General features: G+C 46.0%; 17 protein-coding genes. 8 read left to right on the top strand and 9 right to left on the bottom strand.

The genetic code is table 11. The features are described 5' to 3' along the window. Positions 1-151: 151 nt before the first annotated feature. The 3 genes from ACUALS_RS02205 to ispB all read right to left on the bottom strand — a co-directional run bounded on the left by ACUALS_RS02205 (position 152) and on the right by ispB (position 4,607). Complete coding sequence (locus ACUALS_RS02205) at positions 152-1,231, bottom strand: TRAP transporter substrate-binding protein (protein WP_005475213.1); 1,080 nt, start codon at positions 1,229-1,231, stop codon at positions 152-154. A 252-nt stretch (positions 1,232-1,483) separates the two neighbouring features. Further along, positions 1,484-3,235 (bottom strand): lysophospholipid acyltransferase family protein, encoded by a 1,752-nt coding sequence (locus ACUALS_RS02210; RefSeq protein WP_454448767.1) that lies wholly within the window; start codon positions 3,233-3,235, stop codon positions 1,484-1,486. Between the two features lie 400 nt (positions 3,236-3,635). Beyond that, positions 3,636-4,607 carry an octaprenyl diphosphate synthase gene (gene ispB, locus ACUALS_RS02215; RefSeq protein WP_038137724.1) on the bottom strand — a complete coding sequence of 324 codons (972 nt, stop codon included), beginning with the start codon at positions 4,605-4,607 and terminating at the stop codon, positions 3,636-3,638. 272 nt (positions 4,608-4,879) lie between these two features. Here ispB and rplU point away from each other — a divergent pair, with 272 nt between their 5' ends. The 6 genes from rplU to folA all read left to right on the top strand — a co-directional run bounded on the left by rplU (position 4,880) and on the right by folA (position 8,791). Then, complete coding sequence (rplU, locus tag ACUALS_RS02220) at positions 4,880-5,191, top strand: 50S ribosomal protein L21 (protein WP_008072988.1); 312 nt, start codon at positions 4,880-4,882, stop codon at positions 5,189-5,191. Between the two features lie 20 nt (positions 5,192-5,211). Beyond that, complete coding sequence (rpmA, locus tag ACUALS_RS02225; RefSeq protein WP_004409945.1) at positions 5,212-5,469, top strand: 50S ribosomal protein L27; 258 nt, start codon at positions 5,212-5,214, stop codon at positions 5,467-5,469. 294 nt (positions 5,470-5,763) lie between these two features. Beyond that, on the top strand, positions 5,764-6,936 hold the full coding sequence (gene cgtA, locus ACUALS_RS02230) for an Obg family GTPase CgtA (protein ID WP_038191352.1): 1,173 nt from the start codon (positions 5,764-5,766) through the stop codon (positions 6,934-6,936). Positions 6,937-7,052: 116 nt separating this feature from the next. Then, a complete protein-coding gene (locus tag ACUALS_RS02235; RefSeq protein ID WP_039478094.1) occupies positions 7,053-7,820 on the top strand; it encodes a threonine/serine exporter family protein in 768 nt (255 codons plus the stop codon). After that, positions 7,817-8,290, top strand: a complete 474-nt coding sequence (locus ACUALS_RS02240; protein ID WP_039478093.1) for a threonine/serine exporter family protein — start codon at positions 7,817-7,819, stop codon at positions 8,288-8,290. The genes ACUALS_RS02235 and ACUALS_RS02240 overlap by 4 nt, the downstream gene beginning before the upstream one ends. 15 nt (positions 8,291-8,305) lie before the next feature. Beyond that, positions 8,306-8,791 carry a type 3 dihydrofolate reductase gene (gene folA / locus ACUALS_RS02245; RefSeq protein WP_454448768.1) on the top strand — a complete coding sequence of 162 codons (486 nt, stop codon included), beginning with the start codon at positions 8,306-8,308 and terminating at the stop codon, positions 8,789-8,791. A 58-nt stretch (positions 8,792-8,849) separates the two neighbouring features. Here the strand turns inward: folA and apaH are convergent, their stop codons facing one another. The 6 genes from apaH to lptD all read right to left on the bottom strand — a co-directional run bounded on the left by apaH (position 8,850) and on the right by lptD (position 15,587). Continuing rightward, on the bottom strand, positions 8,850-9,659 hold the full coding sequence (apaH, locus tag ACUALS_RS02250) for a bis(5'-nucleosyl)-tetraphosphatase (symmetrical) ApaH (protein ID WP_454448769.1): 810 nt from the start codon (positions 9,657-9,659) through the stop codon (positions 8,850-8,852). Between the two features lie 18 nt (positions 9,660-9,677). Beyond that, positions 9,678-10,055 carry a Co2+/Mg2+ efflux protein ApaG gene (apaG, locus tag ACUALS_RS02255; RefSeq protein ID WP_005476879.1) on the bottom strand — a complete coding sequence of 126 codons (378 nt, stop codon included), beginning with the start codon at positions 10,053-10,055 and terminating at the stop codon, positions 9,678-9,680. Between the two features lie 69 nt (positions 10,056-10,124). Further along, a complete protein-coding gene (rsmA, locus tag ACUALS_RS02260) occupies positions 10,125-10,931 on the bottom strand; it encodes a 16S rRNA (adenine(1518)-N(6)/adenine(1519)-N(6))-dimethyltransferase RsmA (RefSeq protein WP_005476881.1) in 807 nt (268 codons plus the stop codon). 12 nt (positions 10,932-10,943) lie between these two features. Next, positions 10,944-11,936, bottom strand: coding sequence for a 4-hydroxythreonine-4-phosphate dehydrogenase PdxA (gene pdxA / locus ACUALS_RS02265; protein ID WP_005476883.1), 993 nt, complete (start codon positions 11,934-11,936; stop codon positions 10,944-10,946). After that, complete coding sequence (surA, locus tag ACUALS_RS02270) at positions 11,926-13,221, bottom strand: peptidylprolyl isomerase SurA (protein WP_454448770.1); 1,296 nt, start codon at positions 13,219-13,221, stop codon at positions 11,926-11,928. Before surA ends, pdxA begins: the two co-directional genes overlap by 11 nt. Positions 13,222-13,271: 50 nt before the next feature. Next, positions 13,272-15,587: an LPS assembly protein LptD gene (gene lptD / locus ACUALS_RS02275; protein WP_454448771.1), complete on the bottom strand. Its 2,316-nt coding sequence runs from the start codon at positions 15,585-15,587 to the stop codon at positions 13,272-13,274. A gap of 193 nt (positions 15,588-15,780) precedes the next feature. On the opposite strand from lptD, the gene djlA reads away from it, so the two are divergent. Further along, the gene (djlA, locus tag ACUALS_RS02280) at positions 15,781-16,632 is read left to right on the top strand and encodes a co-chaperone DjlA (RefSeq protein ID WP_334475118.1); all 852 of its coding nucleotides are present in this window, start codon (positions 15,781-15,783) and stop codon (positions 16,630-16,632) included. A gap of 235 nt (positions 16,633-16,867) precedes the next feature. Beyond that, positions 16,868-18,007 carry an HD domain-containing phosphohydrolase gene (locus ACUALS_RS02285; RefSeq protein WP_454448772.1) on the top strand — a complete coding sequence of 380 codons (1,140 nt, stop codon included), beginning with the start codon at positions 16,868-16,870 and terminating at the stop codon, positions 18,005-18,007. The last annotated feature ends 27 nt before the right edge of the window (positions 18,008-18,034 follow it).

An 18,034-nucleotide genomic window follows, 5' to 3' on the forward strand; every position in this document is an offset into this window, starting at 1 on the left:
TTCACCGTGGTGCTATCTAAATGTGCATTGTGATCTACGTCTTATTTTGCTGTTTTGTGAAATTTAGCAACATAAATGGGTGACGTAAGTGAGGTTGGATAATCTGATGTGCTGGTTGAAAAATGGCAAGGTTGCCCTTGCCATTTATTCGCTAGTTAGCCTCAAGATACGCTTTTGAAGAAATATCGGTCCAAGCGCGTACTTTCGTTAGGTATTGCTTTTGCGACTCAATAATCTCTTTGGCGAGAGCGTCACTGTTCGCTTGCTCTTCGAGTAACTCAGCGGTGGCTGTTTGCATCGCTTTGAGTACTTCTGGTGGGAAGTCTCGAACCTTGATGTCAGGGTATTCAGCGCTCATGGTTGCCCAGCTGTTTGCATTGGCATCGACGGCTTGAGTGTACATATCAAATGCAGCGACGCGGAACGCGGTTTCTAAGATCGTTTGCAGATCTTTTGGTAAGGAATCCCATTTGTTTTTGTTTACTAGGAATTGGGTTTCCGAACCAGGCTCATGCCATGCGGTGTAGTAGTACGGAGCGATTTTTTGAAAGCCCATACGTAAATCGAATGCAGGACCTACCCACTCTAGAGCGTCAATGGTCCCACGTTCTAATGAGGTATACAGCTCACCAGGGGCAATATTCGTTGGCGCAGCGCCGACTTTTGCCATCACTTCTCCTGCAAACCCTGGAATGCGGATTTTTAGCCCTTTCAGATCGTCGACTGAGTTGATCTCTTTTTTAAACCATCCACCCATTTGAATATCGGAGTTACCCCCAGGGAAAGAGAGCAAGTTATGCGGAGCGTAGACTTTTTCCATCAATTCCATACCGCCTCCGCGGTAGAACCAAGCGTACTGCTCTGTTGAAATCATGCCAAATGGCATAGAAGAGAAGTATAGGGTGTTGGGTACTTTGCCCTTCCAGTAATAAGAGCTGGAATGCCCCAAGTCGTATTGGCCAGATTTAACCATGTCAAAAATACCCAGAGGGGCTTTGTGTTTATTGGCAGAATCGATGCGAATTTGCAGGCGTCCATTGGACATCTCTTCTGCCAGCTTCGCCATATTTTTTGTCGCATCGCCCAAGATAGGGGTGTTTGGTCCCCATGTTTCGGCAAGTTTTAGGCGGTAGACTTTATCGGCGGCAAAACTGACAAATGAGGCGGACGCTAAAGAGAGCGTGGCGGCGCCTATTAGCAACGGACGGAGGAATTTTTGTTTTGGCAGCATGACTTTACGACTTCCTTGTTGTTGTGTTTATCATCAAAGGCTAGCTTTTCCTTTGGTGAATTTTTCGTCAATCTAATTTTGTTCTACTGAGCCGCTGCTTTATAAGATAAGGTGCCACGTTGGAAACACTTCATGGTGAGAGTGCATAGTGGTAAGTGATAGTTGTGCAATATATGAGCACAAATAGAGGCACTAAAAGAAGATTATCTTGATAGTAAAAGTGCTGCATAGGTCACGCAGCACTGAGCATGGTTAGCGATCGGCGTGATAAGAGAGATATTGCTGAGCGTGTTGCACTCCCATGTACCGTGCTAAGGTTTTTACTGGAACATCTCTAAGATCGACCATGATCAAACCGTCTAGCGCGTTGTTGAAGGCGGGATCGACGTTGAAAGCGATCAGCTTTCCATTCAATCCAAGATATTGGCGCAGTAAAACCGGCACGCCTTTACCCTCATCCATACGTGAAATAACTTTCGAGAGTAGTTGAATATCACCTAAAGCAGTCAGCATGGAAGTATTCCAGTGATGACTCTTTGTCGGGAGTGGATTTGAAGGCGTAACAAATTCGGCAACGTCAGAGTTGTAATAATGCAGCGTCATGGTTTCTGCTAGCAGTTGCCTTGCTTGTTCACTGTAGTCGTTGCTGATGCTGACTGGACCAAATAGGTGAGTGTAGTGAGGGTTGCGCTGAACAAAAGTGGCGATGCCTTTCCAGAGCAACAATAGGGGAGCCATGGTTTTTTGGTAGTGTTCATCGATTACAGAGCGCCCCATTTCAATAGCCGAGCCCATACTGTCAATAAAGGGTTGGTCAAACCGGAAGAGTGTTTTCGAATACAGTGTTGATAACCCACCTTTTTCAATGAGTTTATCGACTAGTCCGAGTCTGTATGCCCCAACCAGGCGTTGGTGTTGTTTATCCCAAATAAACAGCTGTAAGTAGTCTCGATCAAATTCATCAAGATCAATGCTGCGGCCTGTGCCTTCTCCAACTTTCCTGAAATTGGTTTCACGTAAACGGCCAATTTCATGCATCAGCTCAGGGATTTCGTCAGATCGGCAGCAATATACATCAAAGTCGCCACTAGACAGTAAATGGTGATCTTCATGCAGACGTGCAAGATCATTTAATCGATCCACTAAAGGCAGTGGTTGGGCTATGGGTTCAATCGGCGTTTGTTGCCGATGTCGGGCGGAGGTCGTTGGGCTTTGAAGCACATAGGTATTAAGACGCAAATATTGAGTCATCTGATCATCGCTGAGCCCTTTGAGTTCTCTATATTGAATCGCATTGCCCAGCGAGATGTGGATGCATTGCTCCCGTTTGTTGAGCAGCTCACGCCCTAACATCAAAGTTCTTAGTAGTGGGTGAACTTTGCCAGCGAAATAAAAGCGTTTCGAGTTTTGACCATCGATAAAAACCGGAACGGCGGTGGCTGAGGACTTTCGAATCAGGCGACTGACCGACCGGCTCCATTGCTTGTCTTCTAAATACGCTTCTTTGCTGTCGATGAGTTGAGAAACTTCGCCTGCTGGGAATAACAAGAGGAGTCCACCTTGTTCTAGGTGTTGGTGAGCATGGCGAAGCGCCTTTAAATTGGCCTGTTTAGCGGTATTGCTCTCAAACACATCGACGCCAATGAATAATTCGTCTAGCTCAGGTACGGTTTTAAGATGGTGGTTGGCGAGAATTTGAACATCAGGTCGCACTTGCAACAAAAGCTCTGCAAGGATCACGCCTTCCACACAACCAAGTGGGTGGTTAGCGACCACGACGGTTGCGCCCGATGATGGAATGTTTCCAAGCCCACCTTTTATGACTTGGTAGTCGATCCCTAGCACTTCTAAAGTAAAGCGGAGAAATGCTTGAGTGGAGCAGCCTGCTGGGCGTTGGGCATAAAACTTATCTAACTGAGACAGGCCAGTGGCCCACTCGGTAAACTGTTCGCCTAAGCGGAATGGTGTTTTTTGAGGGAGACGAAAAGGGCTCGAAACTTCCATATATCCTCACAGATGATTGAGTTCTGTAGAAGAGGGTATGAGGAAGTTGTGACAGGGAAGCTTCAACTTAGTGAGTTCTGAATGACATTCAGGTGACAGTTGAATGACACTTAACTCTATTGCGGTAATGTTGGTGAGCGAAAATGTAACGATGATTATTTAATTTTATTAAAAAATATATCGCTCACAAAATATACTAATTTTGCATCTAAACCAAAGTTTCATTGCTAATGTGTTTAGGCGGGTAGGGTTATCGAACCGAGATGAGCGATAGACTCCTATGGAAGATAGCCAGTCAATTTACCTTCGCAATTGCTGATCTGGAATACCTCACCTAAAGAGGTAAAACGGGAACCTAAGGTTCCCGTTGTTGTATCTGCTGTTTTTAGGCACTGCACGCTTAACTGGTTCGGTGAACCGCCATATGTGCGAGTGTGACTAGCGCTTGCTTATACTCAGACTCTTCAAGCACGCTAAGCTCTGCAATGGCTTTGTCCGCTTCTTGGTAAGCTTTTTGGCGTGTGTACTCTAACGAGCCAGTTTCTTCCATGGCCGCTAGAATCTCAGTGAGTTTTTCCATGCCATTCGCTTTTTCAATTGCTTCACGAATCATGGCAACTTGCGCTTCATTGCCATGACGCATCGCGTATAGCAGAGGCAGAGTCGGTTTACCTTCTGCAAGATCATCGCCGACATTTTTCCCCATTTCTTCTCCGTCTGACGTGTAGTCCATAACATCGTCAATGAGCTGGAATGCCGTGCCTAAATATTTGCCGTAGTTTTGTAGGGCAGTTTCCACGTCTTCAGGCGCGTCATTAAGAATCGCACCGATCTGTGTCGCGGCTTCAAACAGACGTGCCGTTTTTGAATAGATCACGTCCATATAGATCTCTTCAGTTGTGTCAGGATCGTTGCAGTTCATTAACTGCTGAACTTCACCTTCTGCAATCACGTTAACCGCATCACTCATGAGCTTAAGGATCTTCATGGATCCTAGCTCTGTCATCATCTGAAAAGAGCGTGTGTAGATAAAGTCACCAACTAATACGCTAGCAGCATTACCAAATGCCGCATTTGCGGTCGCTTTGCCGCGGCGCATGTCAGATTCATCAACGACGTCATCGTGCAATAGCGTCGCCGTATGAATGAACTCAATAAAGGCTGCTGCCGTTGTATGAGCGTTTCCTTGATAACCCAAAGCGCGAGCAGATAATACTGCTAACAATGGACGTATGCGCTTACCACCACCACTAATGATGTAAAAACCTAATTGGTTGATTAAAGATACGTCTGAGTTGAGTTGGGCGTGAATTGTTTCATTCACTTTTGCCATGTCATCGGCAGTTAGCGCTTGGATAGCTTTAAAATCCATGGTAAATCCGGCTGAAGTTAGAACTTGTAAGGTCTTCTTATCTGCTTTAATCGCTGAATAATACACTAAAAAACGTTGATTAATACATGCTTAACGGGCATGATTGCCGCACTTTTAATTGGCGAACAGCTTTTCGCCAATTTTTTCAAAATATGGCTTGTCATAGGGAGATCTCTTCTGTAGAATCTGCGCCCTATTGATGATTAGTTTAGCGCACACCCAAGATGCTCATTTAATATGCATATGGCTGTGCGGAAAAAGCGGAGTAAGATATGTACGCTGTTTTCCAATCTGGTGGTAAACAACACCGTGTAAGCGAAGGTCAAACTCTTCGTTTAGAGAAATTAGACGTTGAAACTGGTGCAACTGTAGAATTTGATAAAGTTCTTCTTGTTGCTAACGGCGAAGATGTTAAAGTTGGTGCTCCTCTAGTAGAGGGCGGTAAAGTAGTTGCTGAAGTTGTACAACACGGTCGTGGCGATAAAGTTAAAATCGTTAAGTTCCGTCGTCGTAAGCACTCTCGTAAGCAACAAGGTCACCGTCAGTGGTTCACGGAAGTGAAAATCACTGGTATCAACGCTTAATCGATTAGGAGAGTTTAACAATGGCACACAAAAAAGCTGGTGGTTCTACTCGTAACGGCCGCGATTCAGAAAGCAAACGTCTAGGTGTTAAGCGTTTCGGTGGTGAGTCTGTTCTTGCAGGTAACATCATCGTTCGTCAACGTGGTACTAAGTTCCACGCTGGTACTAACGTTGGTATCGGTAAAGACCACACTCTATTCGCTCTTACTGAAGGTAAAGTGAAGTTCGAAGTGAAAGGTCCTAAAAACCGTAAATTCGTTAGCATCGAAGCTGAGTAATTAAACCCAGTTTAATTTATTCATTAGCTTTCAAGCTGAATTCAAAAGCCCTGCCGATTCGGCGGGGTTTTTTATTTATGGCGACTTGAGTTTGCCAGCATTGCGGAATGAATACTAAGGCACTCTGGTAAAGAGTCCCTTCATATTTGTTCCAGTAGCAGAACATTACAGATCTAAGGTGATCAGTCTGAGATTGGAATCTGCTAGAATTTGTATCATTCACTTCACCTTGGTGGAGTTTGAGATGATATTTGCAACGCAGCTATGACACATAGCAAAAGGGCGGAGTAAGAGATGAAATTCGTTGATGAAGCGGTAGTAAAAGTTCAAGCCGGTGATGGCGGTAACGGTGTAGTGAGTTTCTGGCGAGAGAAATTCGTTGCGAAAGGTGGCCCTGATGGTGGTGATGGTGGCGATGGCGGCGATGTATACATCCAAGCTGACGAAAACCTAAATACCTTGATCGATTACCGTTTCCAACGCTTCTATGAAGCAGAACGTGGTGAAAACGGTCGCGGTGGTAACTGTACAGGTAAGCGCGGCAAAGACAATGTATTGCGTGTTCCAGTTGGTACACGTGCAGTTGATATCCATACCAATGAAATCGTTGCGGAAGTGGCGGAGCATGGTAAGAAAGTGATGATTGCGAAAGGCGGTTGGCATGGTCTGGGTAACACGCGTTTTAAATCGTCAGTAAACCGAGCGCCACGTCAAAAGACGCTAGGTACTAAAGGTGAAATCCGTGAGATTCGCTTAGAGCTACTGCTACTTGCGGATGTGGGCATGCTAGGCCTACCGAATGCGGGTAAGTCGACATTTATTCGAGCGGTGTCTGCGGCGAAACCAAAAGTTGCAGATTACCCGTTTACAACACTTATCCCGAGCCTAGGGGTAGTGAGTGTGGTCCCTGAGAAGAGCTTTGTCGTTGCTGATATTCCAGGCTTGATTGAAGGCGCTGCGGACGGTGCTGGACTTGGCATTCGCTTCTTGAAGCACCTAGAGCGTTGTCGAGTGCTTCTGCACATGATCGACATTATGCCGATTGATCAATCTGATCCTGTTCAGAATGCATTGACGATCATTGATGAGCTTGAGCAGTACAGTGAAAAACTGGCTGATAAACCACGTTGGTTGATCTTCAATAAAGTCGATCTGATGCCAGAAGAAGAAGCTAACGAAGTAATCCAAAATATTCTTGATGCACTTGGTTGGGAAGAGGATTACTACAAGATTTCAGCGGTGAATCGTCAAGGCACTAAAGAGCTTTGTTATAAGCTGGCTGACTTTATGGAAAATCTACCTCGTGAAGAAGAAGAGCTTTCGGAAGAAGAGAAAGTTGACTTCATGTGGGATGATTACCACAAAGATGCGATGGCTGGTAAAGACGTGATCACTGAAGATGATGACGACTGGGATGATTGGGACGACGAAGAAGATGACGGCCACGTTGTCTACGTTCGTGACTAATCAGTGAAACTATATCTAAGCCGCAATGACTATTGCGGCTTTTTTGTGTCTAAATCAAATCATGATGTTTCAATTCCGAGGACAATAGCCGGATTCTAAAGGAGTAGGATTGTTATATGGCATCTAAGCAACGCGCCGTTTCCCGCATGATCGCCCAGGCAGGGCAAATGCTGTTGGCTCACGGCGCTGAAAGTACATTAGTTGGTGACTTGATGCGCCGTTTTGGTATGGCATCAGGCATGGATGAAGTTGAGGTTTCTCTGTCTGCCAGTTCTTTGGTGGTAACGACTGTCTATCAAGAACACTGCATCACGACCGCTCGCCGATGTCCTGACAGAGGGATCAACATGCGGGCGATCACTCAAGTTCAGCGCATCTGTATTATGTTAGAGCGTGGCATCATTGACTCAACAATGGCTCAGAAGAAACTCAACCAGATCAGCCCTGAACGTTATAACCGCTGGTTAGTGGTATTCATGATCGGTTTGTCGTGCGCGGCGTTCAGTCGTCTAGCTGGGGGAGATTGGGCGGTGTTTGTGATGACGTTTATTGCGTCTGCGACGGGTATGGTTGTTCGACAAGAAATTGGTCATCGTCACTTTAATCCACTTTTGAACTTTGCCGCGACCGCTTTTGTCACTACCGCTGTTTCTGCTCAGGCAGTGATCTACGAAATCGGAAATTCCCCTTCGATTGTTATGGCGTCATCCGTTTTGATGCTCGTCCCTGGTTTCCCTTTGATTAACTCTGTAGCGGATATGCTCAAGGGCTATATCAATATGGGCATTGCTCGCTTTGTTATGGCAAGCCTTCTCACCTTAGCAACCAGCTTAGGAATCGTAGCCGCCATGAGCTTAGTCGGTGTTTGGGGGTGGGTAGCATGATCTCAATAGAACTGCTGTTCGGTTTGCTCAACGACATGTTGTTTGCTGCAATCCCCGCTGTTGGGTTTGCTTTGGTTTTCAACGTGCCGCAAAAAGCCCTGATGTATTGTGCGTTAGGGGGAGCGATAGGTCATGGTTCACGTTACTTGATGATGCACTTTGGCATTCCGATAGAGTGGGCAACCTTCTTTGCAGCCATGATCGTGAGTATGGTTGGCATTCATTGGTCACACCGCTTTCTTGCTCACCCAAAAGTATTTACCGTTGCCGCTTTGATTCCAATGGTCCCTGGGGTATTTGCTTTTAAAGCGATGATCGCTTTAGTTGAATTGAACCACCGAGGCTACAGCCCTGAATTGGTGGCGATGTTGATGGAGAACTTCTTAAAGGCAATGTTTATTATCGCTGGATTAGCAGTTGGTCTTGCTATGCCTGGCTTGCTATTCTATCGCCGTAAGCCCATTGTCTAACTCAGGAGTAAGTGAATGATCATTAGCATGATCGCTGCCATGGCAAACGATCGAATTATCGGTAAAGACAATCAAATGCCTTGGCATTTACCTGCAGATTTTGCCTGGTTCAAGCGCTGTACTACGGGAAAGCCCGTCGTGATGGGGCGCAAGACCTATGACTCGATTGGTCGACCTCTACCTGGTCGCGAGAACATTGTCATTAGCCGAGATGCTAGCCTGACGATTGAAGGGGTGACTACGGTTACGTCGATTGATGATGCTTTGAAGGCGGCAGGTGATGTGGAAGAGGTCATGATCATTGGTGGTGGAGCGATTTATGCCGCTTGTTTGCCTTTGGCCAATAAGTTGTACGTGACCCATATTGACGCTTGTGTTGACGGTGATACACAGTTTCCAGATTGGGGGACTGAGTTCGAAGAGTGTTACTCAGAGACGTTTACCGCAGATGAGAAGAATGCCTATAATATGCGTTTTGTCGTGTTGGAAAAGAGCAGCTAGCAATTGACTGACTTTTCAAATTAAAAACGGTTGATGTTATCGCATCAACCGTTTTTGTTTATCGCTCTAACGCATCCTGTGTGAAGTACGTTTTATCTTCCCAACGCAGCATCGTTAAACTGCCACCCCAAACACATCCGGTATCTAAACCGATCACGTCTTTACCGTCATAACCTTCCAGTGCAGCCCAGTGACCAAACAGGACGGGCTTGCTGAGAGGAATCCTTTCTTTAAGGTTAAACCAAGGAACAAACTTATCGCCGCTCACTTCTCGTGGTGGTAATTTACACCCCATATCCAGTCGCCCATCAGGAAGGCAAAAGCGCATGCGCGTAAATGCATTGATAATATAACGGTAGCGCTCGATACCTTGTAGAGTCTCCTGCCAAAAGTCAGGTTGATTGTCGTACATGTTTTCGATCAGCCACGTCCAATCATCACCTCGTAGGCAGGCTTCGACTTCGTTCGCGTACTGGCGAGCTTGTTCAAGTGTCCACTGTGGCGAGACACCCGCGTGACACATCACAAACTCAGGGTGCTCAGCAAGTAATGGCTGTTTTCTTAGCCAATGGAGTAATTCATCGCGGTCTTCTGCATCAAAAATTGGTGCTGTTTTATCTTTGTTTTTGAGTTTGTGGATGCCCAGAGCAACCGCGAGAAGGTGTAAATCATGATTACCTAACACGACTTTAGCGCTGTCACCAAGGCTACGTACAAATCTTAGTGTCTCTAAAGATTTAGGACCTCTAGCTACCAGATCTCCCGCAAGCCATAGGGTGTCTTTTTTGGGGTTGAAGCTTACGGCTTTGAGAAGGAGTTGTAGCTCGTCAAAGCAACCTTGAATATCGCCAACAATATATGTAGCCAAAATCGCCCCTGTCGTTTATTAGTTGAGAATATTAGGAATCGCGAGTCGAAATGGATCAATTTCCGCGATGAACTGATTGCCTTTTTCATCCAACATCATGTATTGACCTTGCATGACGCCAACAGGTGTTTCAATAGCGGTACCGCTGCTGTAGGTGTACTCATCATTGCTGGGAATAAAAGGCTGTTGACCCACAACTCCATCGCCTTCTATGGTCAGTTGCTTGCCATTCGCATCTGTAATCAACCAGCGTCGGCTCTGAAGCTGAACCGTTTGGTTGCTTAGGTTTTTAATCGTGATCATATAAGCGAAGAGGTAGCGATTGGCATCTGGTTGAGATTGCTCAGGAATGTACTTGCTGTGAACTTGGACTTTTATACAAGGGACTGCTTCCATGTAAACTCCTTTATAAAGTCGAAAAAGGGCGATAAACCAATGTTTATCACCCTTTGATTTTAACTGAAACTACTTGCGATTGGCATCTAACCAGTTCGCCAAGTCAACAAACTGTTTCAAGGTGAGGTTCTCCGGACGCATCCCTGGGTTGATATCTAAACTTTCCAAGGTTTCCGCATCAACCAAGCCTTTGTAACAGTTACGGACTGTTTTGCGGCGTTGGTTAAAGCCTTCACGACAGACGCGATCAAGCCAGTTTAGGTTTGTCGCCGGATAAGGAAGCTCCTCGTATGGAACTAGGCGTACTACCGCTGAATCCACTTTTGGTGGTGGAACGAAGGCTGTCGGTGGCACTTCGAGAACAGGGACCACTTTACAGTAGTATTGTGCCATCACGGTTAGACGACCATACGCTTTGGTACCAGGTCCTGCCGCTAAGCGGTTAACCACTTCTTTTTGCAGCATAAAGTGCATGTCTTGCACATCTTTATGGTACTCAAACAAGTGGAACATCAATGGCGTGGATATGTTGTAAGGAAGGTTACCGAAGATGCGTAGCTTGTTGTTTGGCTTCACTAGTTGTGTGAAGTCAAAGCGCATCGCATCGCCTTCATGAATCGTGAGTTTATCCGCCAATTCAGGGTGGTTACGTAAACGTTCGGCTAGATCTCGGTCAAGCTCAATAACTGTGAACTTATCAACTTCACGGCCAACAGGCTCCGTGATTGCGCCAAGGCCCGGGCCAATCTCTACAAGATTCTGCCCAGGTCTAGGATTAATCGCAGATACGATCCCATCAATAATGTAAGGATCGTTCAGGAAGTTTTGACCAAAGCGTTTACGTGCTTTGTGCCCTAAGTGGACATCATTTCTCATAATTTTCTCAAGTTAACTGGTTTTCTTTTCGACTAGCTCAATCGCATGAGCGAGTGCAGTTCTAAAGCTTCCTGTGTCTGCATTGCCTGAACCTGCCAAGTCTAATGCAGTGCCGTGATCAACGGAGGTCCTGATAAAAGGTAGGCCCAAAGTAATGTTCACTGAGCGACCAAAGCCTTTGTATTTTAGTACAGGAAGTACCTGATCGTGATACATCCCTAACACTGCATCGGCTTCCTCAAGGTACTTCTCGTTGAAGATAGTATCTGCCGGAAGTGGGCCGACTAAGTCAAGGCCATCGCGTTGACGCAGCATTTCAAGTGTTGGTGTGATGGTCTCTATCTCTTCATTGCCGAGACAACCATCTTCACCGGCATGTGGATTTAGGCCACATACGTAGATCTTAGGCGATGGAATCGCAAACTTCTCAACCAAATCAGTATGAAGAATGTTAATGATGCTTTCCAAGCGCTCTGCGGTGACCGCTTTCGAGACATACGCAAGCGGTATATGGGTTGTGACCAACGCTACACGCAGTCCTTCTGTAGCCAACATCATCACCACCAGAGGGGTGTTGGATTTCTCTGCGAAAAATTCAGTATGGCCGCTGAAGGCGACTCCCGCTCTATTGATGACTCCTTTGTGCACAGGGCCGGTGACAATAGCATCAAACTCACCACTCATACAGCCCAAAGCGGCTCTTTCCAGTGTTTTTAATACATAATGTCCGTTCGCCTCGTTGAGTTCCCCAGCAACCGCTGGGCTATCGAGCGCAATATGATCGACAATGAGAGAGCCAGCTTGCTGAGCGGTTACTGGACTATCCATTTGATAATCCAGTAGTTCAACGTCAATTCCAAGTTGCTGCGCTCGCTGCTGGAGCAACTGCTTGTCAGCGCAGACGACAATTTGATGGGCCCAACTCTCTTTAGACAGTGCCAATACGAGATCGGGGCCGATTCCAGCGGGCTCTCCTGCAGTTACGATGATGCGCTTAACTGTCATCTTCGTCGTCCTCAAGAATTTCAACAAAGGCACTCGCTCTTAGCTCTTGAAGCCAAGCGCTTGCTTCTTCATTGAACTTACGGTTAAACAAAATGCGGTAAGCTTTGTTCTTCATCGCAGAATCGGTGCGATCTACCTGACGGCGGTCAAGTACTTCGACAATGTGCCAGCCATGTACGGTTTTGAAAGGTTCACTGATTTGACCTTCTGGCAGCGTATCCACTTGGTGCTTAAACTCAGGCACATAAAGATCAGACGTTTGATAGCCTAACTCACCATTTTGCGCAGCAGAACCTGGGTCTTGGCTATATTGACGAGCCAACTCACCAAAGGTCGCTTCACCAGCCTGGATACGCTCAATAATCTCATTTAACTCTTTTTGAACGCCTTCATCACTCAGAATAACGGTTGGTCGAATCAGAATATGGCGTGCATTCACTTCTGTAACGGCGACGGTTTCAAGACCCTTTACGTCATCAATTTTTAGAATATGGAAGCCAACACCGCTTCGAAACGGGCCAATAACGCTGCCCTTGTTTTCTAAGTTGATGTTGTCCGCGAAGATGGTTGGCATCTCTTCTTTGAGCATCCAGCCCCAATCACCACCTTGAAGTGCTTTTGGACCTTTAGAGTAGGTGTAAGCCATAGTTGCGAAGTCGGCACCCTCTTTGAGTTTAGCGACAATATCCTTGGCTTGTTTTTCTAGCGCTGATGCATCGTCGCCATCGTTGACACGCAGTTGAATATGACTGATTTTGTACTGAACAGTTGCGTTGGTCTCTTGGGCTAAGATGTTGGCTAAGTTATCCACTTCTGCCGGTAAGATATTGATGCGACGACGAACTAAGGCATTGCGTGCCTCAGTGGCTGCGATTTCCTTACGCACTTGCTCGCGAAACTCAGAGTACTCTAGGCCTTCAGCGGCAATGGAGTCGCTCAATTGCTCAATGGTTTGGTTGTTATTTTTAGCGATCTCTTCGATGGCCTGATTGAGTCGACTGTCATCGATACGCACACCGATTCGCTCTGCTTCTTGCTGCTGTAGAGTGTCAATAATCAGCTTCTCGGTCACTTGCTGACGTAGAACCTCTTGCTCTGGTAAGCCTTGACCATTTTTGCGTGCATTAGCCTTTAGAGTTTTAATTGAAGTGTCAATATCACTCTCAAGAATGACTCCGCTGTTTACAATGACATTAATTTTATCAAGTGCGACTGGCTGAGCGTATGCCAAGGTAAACTGGCTTGCCGCAAACAGTGCTAACAACGACTTTTTCCAAAATTTCATTTGTAGTCCTATCCATTCATCGCTTGCTTGTTAGACAGCAAGCGGTCAAATTAGTTGTTTAAGAAGAATGGGCGACCGTAGCCCAATGAGTTATCACTGCTTCCTGAACCACCACCTAGGTTGGTACCAAAGCCTATAATGCCGAAGTTAACACTGAAGTTGCTTTCATATTTAGGCTCTGAATTCGGGTAACTGTTGAAATCAGGTTTCCAGTTACGCAGTTGGTTGCTGTATGAGAAACCTACATACCAACAATCCGAGGTGTAGTTAATACGGCCTAGCCATTCAATGGTTTGCTCAGTGGTAAAATCATAAAAGTACTGCAAGCTGGTATCCCAGTGGCGAGTCAATTGATAACTGGCCAGTAATCCACCTTGCGAAATGCCGTCTTCAGTAATTGCATCGAGGTCACCTAGGCTATCTCCTAAGGTATTTTCGATGTAGCTACGGGTAACGTAACGATAGTTACCTTGTAGGTAACCTTTATCGAAACGATATTCTAACGTGCTGTTTCCTAGCTGAACCTCGCTTGAGTCAACATCGTACTGAATACCACCGTGGTAGAACAAGTAATCGCCATAGTTGAAATCCATTTCAACCGCCCACGCGGAGTAATTTGATGGTTTTTCTGCGGTGCTATCAAGGCGATTGGTTCTGTCTAGATAAATTATTTGACCGAAGGAGACACTCAGGCGCTCTTTATAGTCACTATCGTAAAAACGCGAGCTCGCACCGTAGCTAAACTGATTGGCACCTTGGATTTTATCGACACCACTGTATTTGCGGCTACGGAACAAGCCGTAATAGTCGGTTTGAAGCAAGGTCGTATCGTAGTTGGCGATGTTATTTTGTTCGACTTCTGGAATATACAGATACTGAATCTGAGGTTCGAGCGTTTGAGTGTAATCGTCCATTACCACGGTATCGCGCTCTAGAACAACACCAGCGAGCGAGCGCACTTCTGGCATGATTCGATTAACTTGCTCTTCTAGTTCGCTGTCCACCACTCCATTGAGGTCTTGTTGATAGTAGGTGCTGAGTAAGCGCGCTTCTGTCACCCATGAACCCCAAGTTGTACCGAGCGGTACCGTTAGGCCCGGCTCAATATGAACGCGTGTTGCAGAGGGCTTACCTTTTGCCTCTGTGTCAAAACGCGTGATGTGGCTAATGACATCGAAATCTAAATAGCGTAGTAATTCTGGCGCGTAGTAGTTAAGTTTCAACTGCGGCAAAATATGATAAGGCAGGTTGTCACTTTCGGTTAGTACTTGGAAATCACGAGTGAGGAGTGTTGCATCCCAATTATGCGCGCGGTACTGAACTTGTCCTTCTTGGACGAGTTGGCCATCTTCTCGGCTACCAATACTTGAATCAACATCGGTAAAGTAGTCAACATCACTGACTTGTGAGTAATCGATGTTAAATTTCCAAGCCTGCTCGTAGATGCCTTCATGCTTATATTGGAAACCCCAGCGATCACCTTTCTCTTCAAATTTGCGATCACTAGGCAAATATTCGGCGTCTATCTCACCTTCACCGAAGGTAGTGAGATATCGGAATTTGCTGTTCAGTTGCGTGCCGCGCAGTTGCATGTGCTTGATGGTGGTCTCAAGATCGTAGTTCGGTGCAATATTCCAATAAAATGGAACTTCAACTTCTAGACCATCACTCGAACCATAAGACGCTGTGGGGTATAGAAAACCGGTCTTACGAGTGTCACCGATAGGAACAGTAAGATAAGGCACGTAGAAAACAGGCACGTCCAGCACTTCGAAACGCGGATGATAGAAAGTGGCCACTTCTTCATTTTGGTCGACTTCAATACCTGATGCTTTCATCGTCCAAGCGTTGTCGCCTTCTGGACAAGAGGTAATGCTTCCATCGTCTATCTCGTAAACCGCTTTACCAGTGCGAGCGATGTAGGCTGCGTTACCACGGCCCGGTTCGCATAGAAACTTATATTGGGTGTTTTCAAGCGTGATGTTTTCCGACGATAGACTATTGGTCACTCTGTCTGACGTTGACTTGACTGTTCCGTCACTAAACTCGACGTTACCCTCTGCAACAATGATGTTTTCGCTTTGGTGCAGAGTGACTTGATCAGCTTCAAAACGCTTGTTGCCCTGCACAACAACAACATCGCCTTGATAAGTTGCCTTATCGCCATTGATTGCTTCTAAGCGGTCAGCTTCAACAGTGACGGGTTGCTGATTTGGGTTTTCTGGCTCTGGGACGTTGATCAAACATTGATCTATAGCGGGCAGTTCCTGCACACTATCGTCTACCATAGCTTCTGCTTGAGTTTGAGGCACAAAAAGAGCAGCGCTGATTGAAGCGGCTAACAAGGTGCGGGAAGAACGTGGCATCGAGTTTTACTATCCTGTTTAACTTGATATATCCGGAGGCTGCGTTGACGAACCTCTGTAAATGGAGGATTGGTGTTCGCCATCTATAAACGACCGAATGTAAAATAAACGGTCCTTATGATAAAGGAATTTGTGGCTAACAGCACTATCAGACCGCGGAACGGTGAAAAAATTCAGAGATTGAGAGCACATAATGCATATTTTCGGCAAAATTTTAGGTTCGTTTTTTGGCTTTTTATTCGGTGGCGTATTTGGTGCGCTATTCGGACTATTCATTGGCCACCAGTTTGATAAAGCACGCCGATTAAGACAGGCTGGCTTTAGTAGTAGCTTTGGCAATGGACCTAGCCAAGCAGAGCGACAAGAGGAATTCTTTAAAGCGGCATTTGCTGTCATGGGGCATGTTGCGAAGGCCAAAGGTCAGGTTACTCGAGAAGAGATTCAACTCGCGACAGCCATGATGGATAGAATGAACTTGCACGGCGCTCAGAGAAAAGCCGCTCAGGAAGCGTTTCGTGAAGGCAAGGAGAGTGATTTTCCTCTAGAAACTGTGCTTGAACGAGTCAGAATTTCTGCTGGTGGACGTTTTGATTTGATGCAGTTTTTCCTAGAGTTACAGATTTCAGCGGCCTTTGCTGATGGTGATATTCACCCTAGTGAGCGCAGTGTGCTCCACAAGGTTGCGCGCGGGCTTGGATTTTCTGCCGATCAACTTGAGCAGCGTTTGAAGATGCAAGAAGCTGCGTTTCGTTTTCAGCGTGGCGGATTTGGTGGCCAAAGTAGCGGGCAATCTCAACACTCTGGTGGTGCTTGGCAACAAACATCAAGCGCAGACCAACTTAGCGACGCCTACAAGCTATTGGGTGTCGATAGCAGCGCCGATGCCAAAGCAGTGAAGCGAGCGTATCGAAAACTGATGAATGAACACCACCCTGATAAATTGATGGCAAAGGGTCTGCCCCCAGAGATGATGAATGTCGCCAAGGAAAAGGCGCAAGAGATTCAAAACGCATACGATCTAATCAAAAAGTCGAAAGGGTTTTAACACCGTAACTGTTTTTCAATCTGAACACATCATGGGGCGCTAATTTGCGCCCCTTTTCGTGCTTGTAAGCCTAATCTTATCGGATGTGCAAAATAAGTCGTAGAGCGCTTCACGTGAAGAGAATCTGCTCCAGATCAATTTAGTGTTTAAATTGTCATTAAAGTGGAATTTTCTGGCTACGACTTTAGTAATCACATCTACACTTATCAAAAAGGATGTAAGGGTGTGATTCGAGATGGAAGTGTTAACAACGAACATAGGAGCATTAGAGGCATACCAATGTGGTCTCAGTCATCAATTATCTGAGATCCAAAAGCGAATGAAAGTTCACCAACCCAAGCTAGCTAAAGTCTGCTTCGCCCTTTATGACAGTCGAGATCATTTACTCAGAAGTTACGCTGATAGTTCGTCACTTTCTCTGCGTATGGCGCATTACGAAGCACCTCTGAGCACTTTACCTTACCTCAAATCGTGTTTAGAGAGCCGCACCGAAGCCTATCTATCTGAGCTTAGTGACCTTCATCCTTCTCCGCACGTTAGAGCCTTGTTGGGGGAGGGTTTTCACTCTTCTGTGGCGATGCCTATTTTCGCTGAGCAGAGGTTTTGCGGATTCTTGTTTCTTAATTCTCACTACCCTGAAGCTTTTACTCCGAGCGACATAAAGGCACTCAAGCCTTATCTGAAAATGCTGGAAGTCGCTATTTTCTCTGAGTACCAACTCGTCCATTTATTGGTGGAGAAATTGAGTAAATTGATTGCACGCTCTCCTGTTTATCAAAGGGAGTCTTTTAGCCACAAGCAACGGGTAGCCGCCTATACCAACATGATCGCGTTGGCACTGGCGGACCACTATGACGTGGATGACGAGTTTGTTGAGCACCTTACTCTGTTTGCTCAATATCATGACATTGGCAAAATTCGACTATCGCCTGAATTACTCTGCAAACAGCAGGTTCTCACCCAAGATGAGGTGAACCAATTGCGTCAACATATTATTTTTGGTGAAGAGATCGTTGAGCAGCTCATTGCTGAGTTAAATGCGCTTGACCACCCAAGCGCAATACTGTTGCATGACGTGATTTCTTACCATTACGAGTTCTTAGATGGCAGCGGTTATCCACGACAATTACAAGCTGATGAGATTCCTCTGGGCGCTCGCATCGTTTGTGTTGCGAACATCTTCGATGCGATGACCACACATAAACCATACAAGCAAGGCTGTTCTGTGCCTTATGCGTTGTTAGAGCTCGAAAAAATGGTCGCTATGAACAAGCTCGATGCTCGCTGTGTCGATGCCTTGAGAAATCATCAGCATCAGTTGAAATCGATTATTGAGCGTTACCCAGAAAGGGACCCGATGGAAGGCTTGTATTAAGTCATTGGCTTTCATTGAGTATTGATT

The sequence above is a fragment of the Vibrio sp. NH-7 genome (assembly GCF_053643215.1).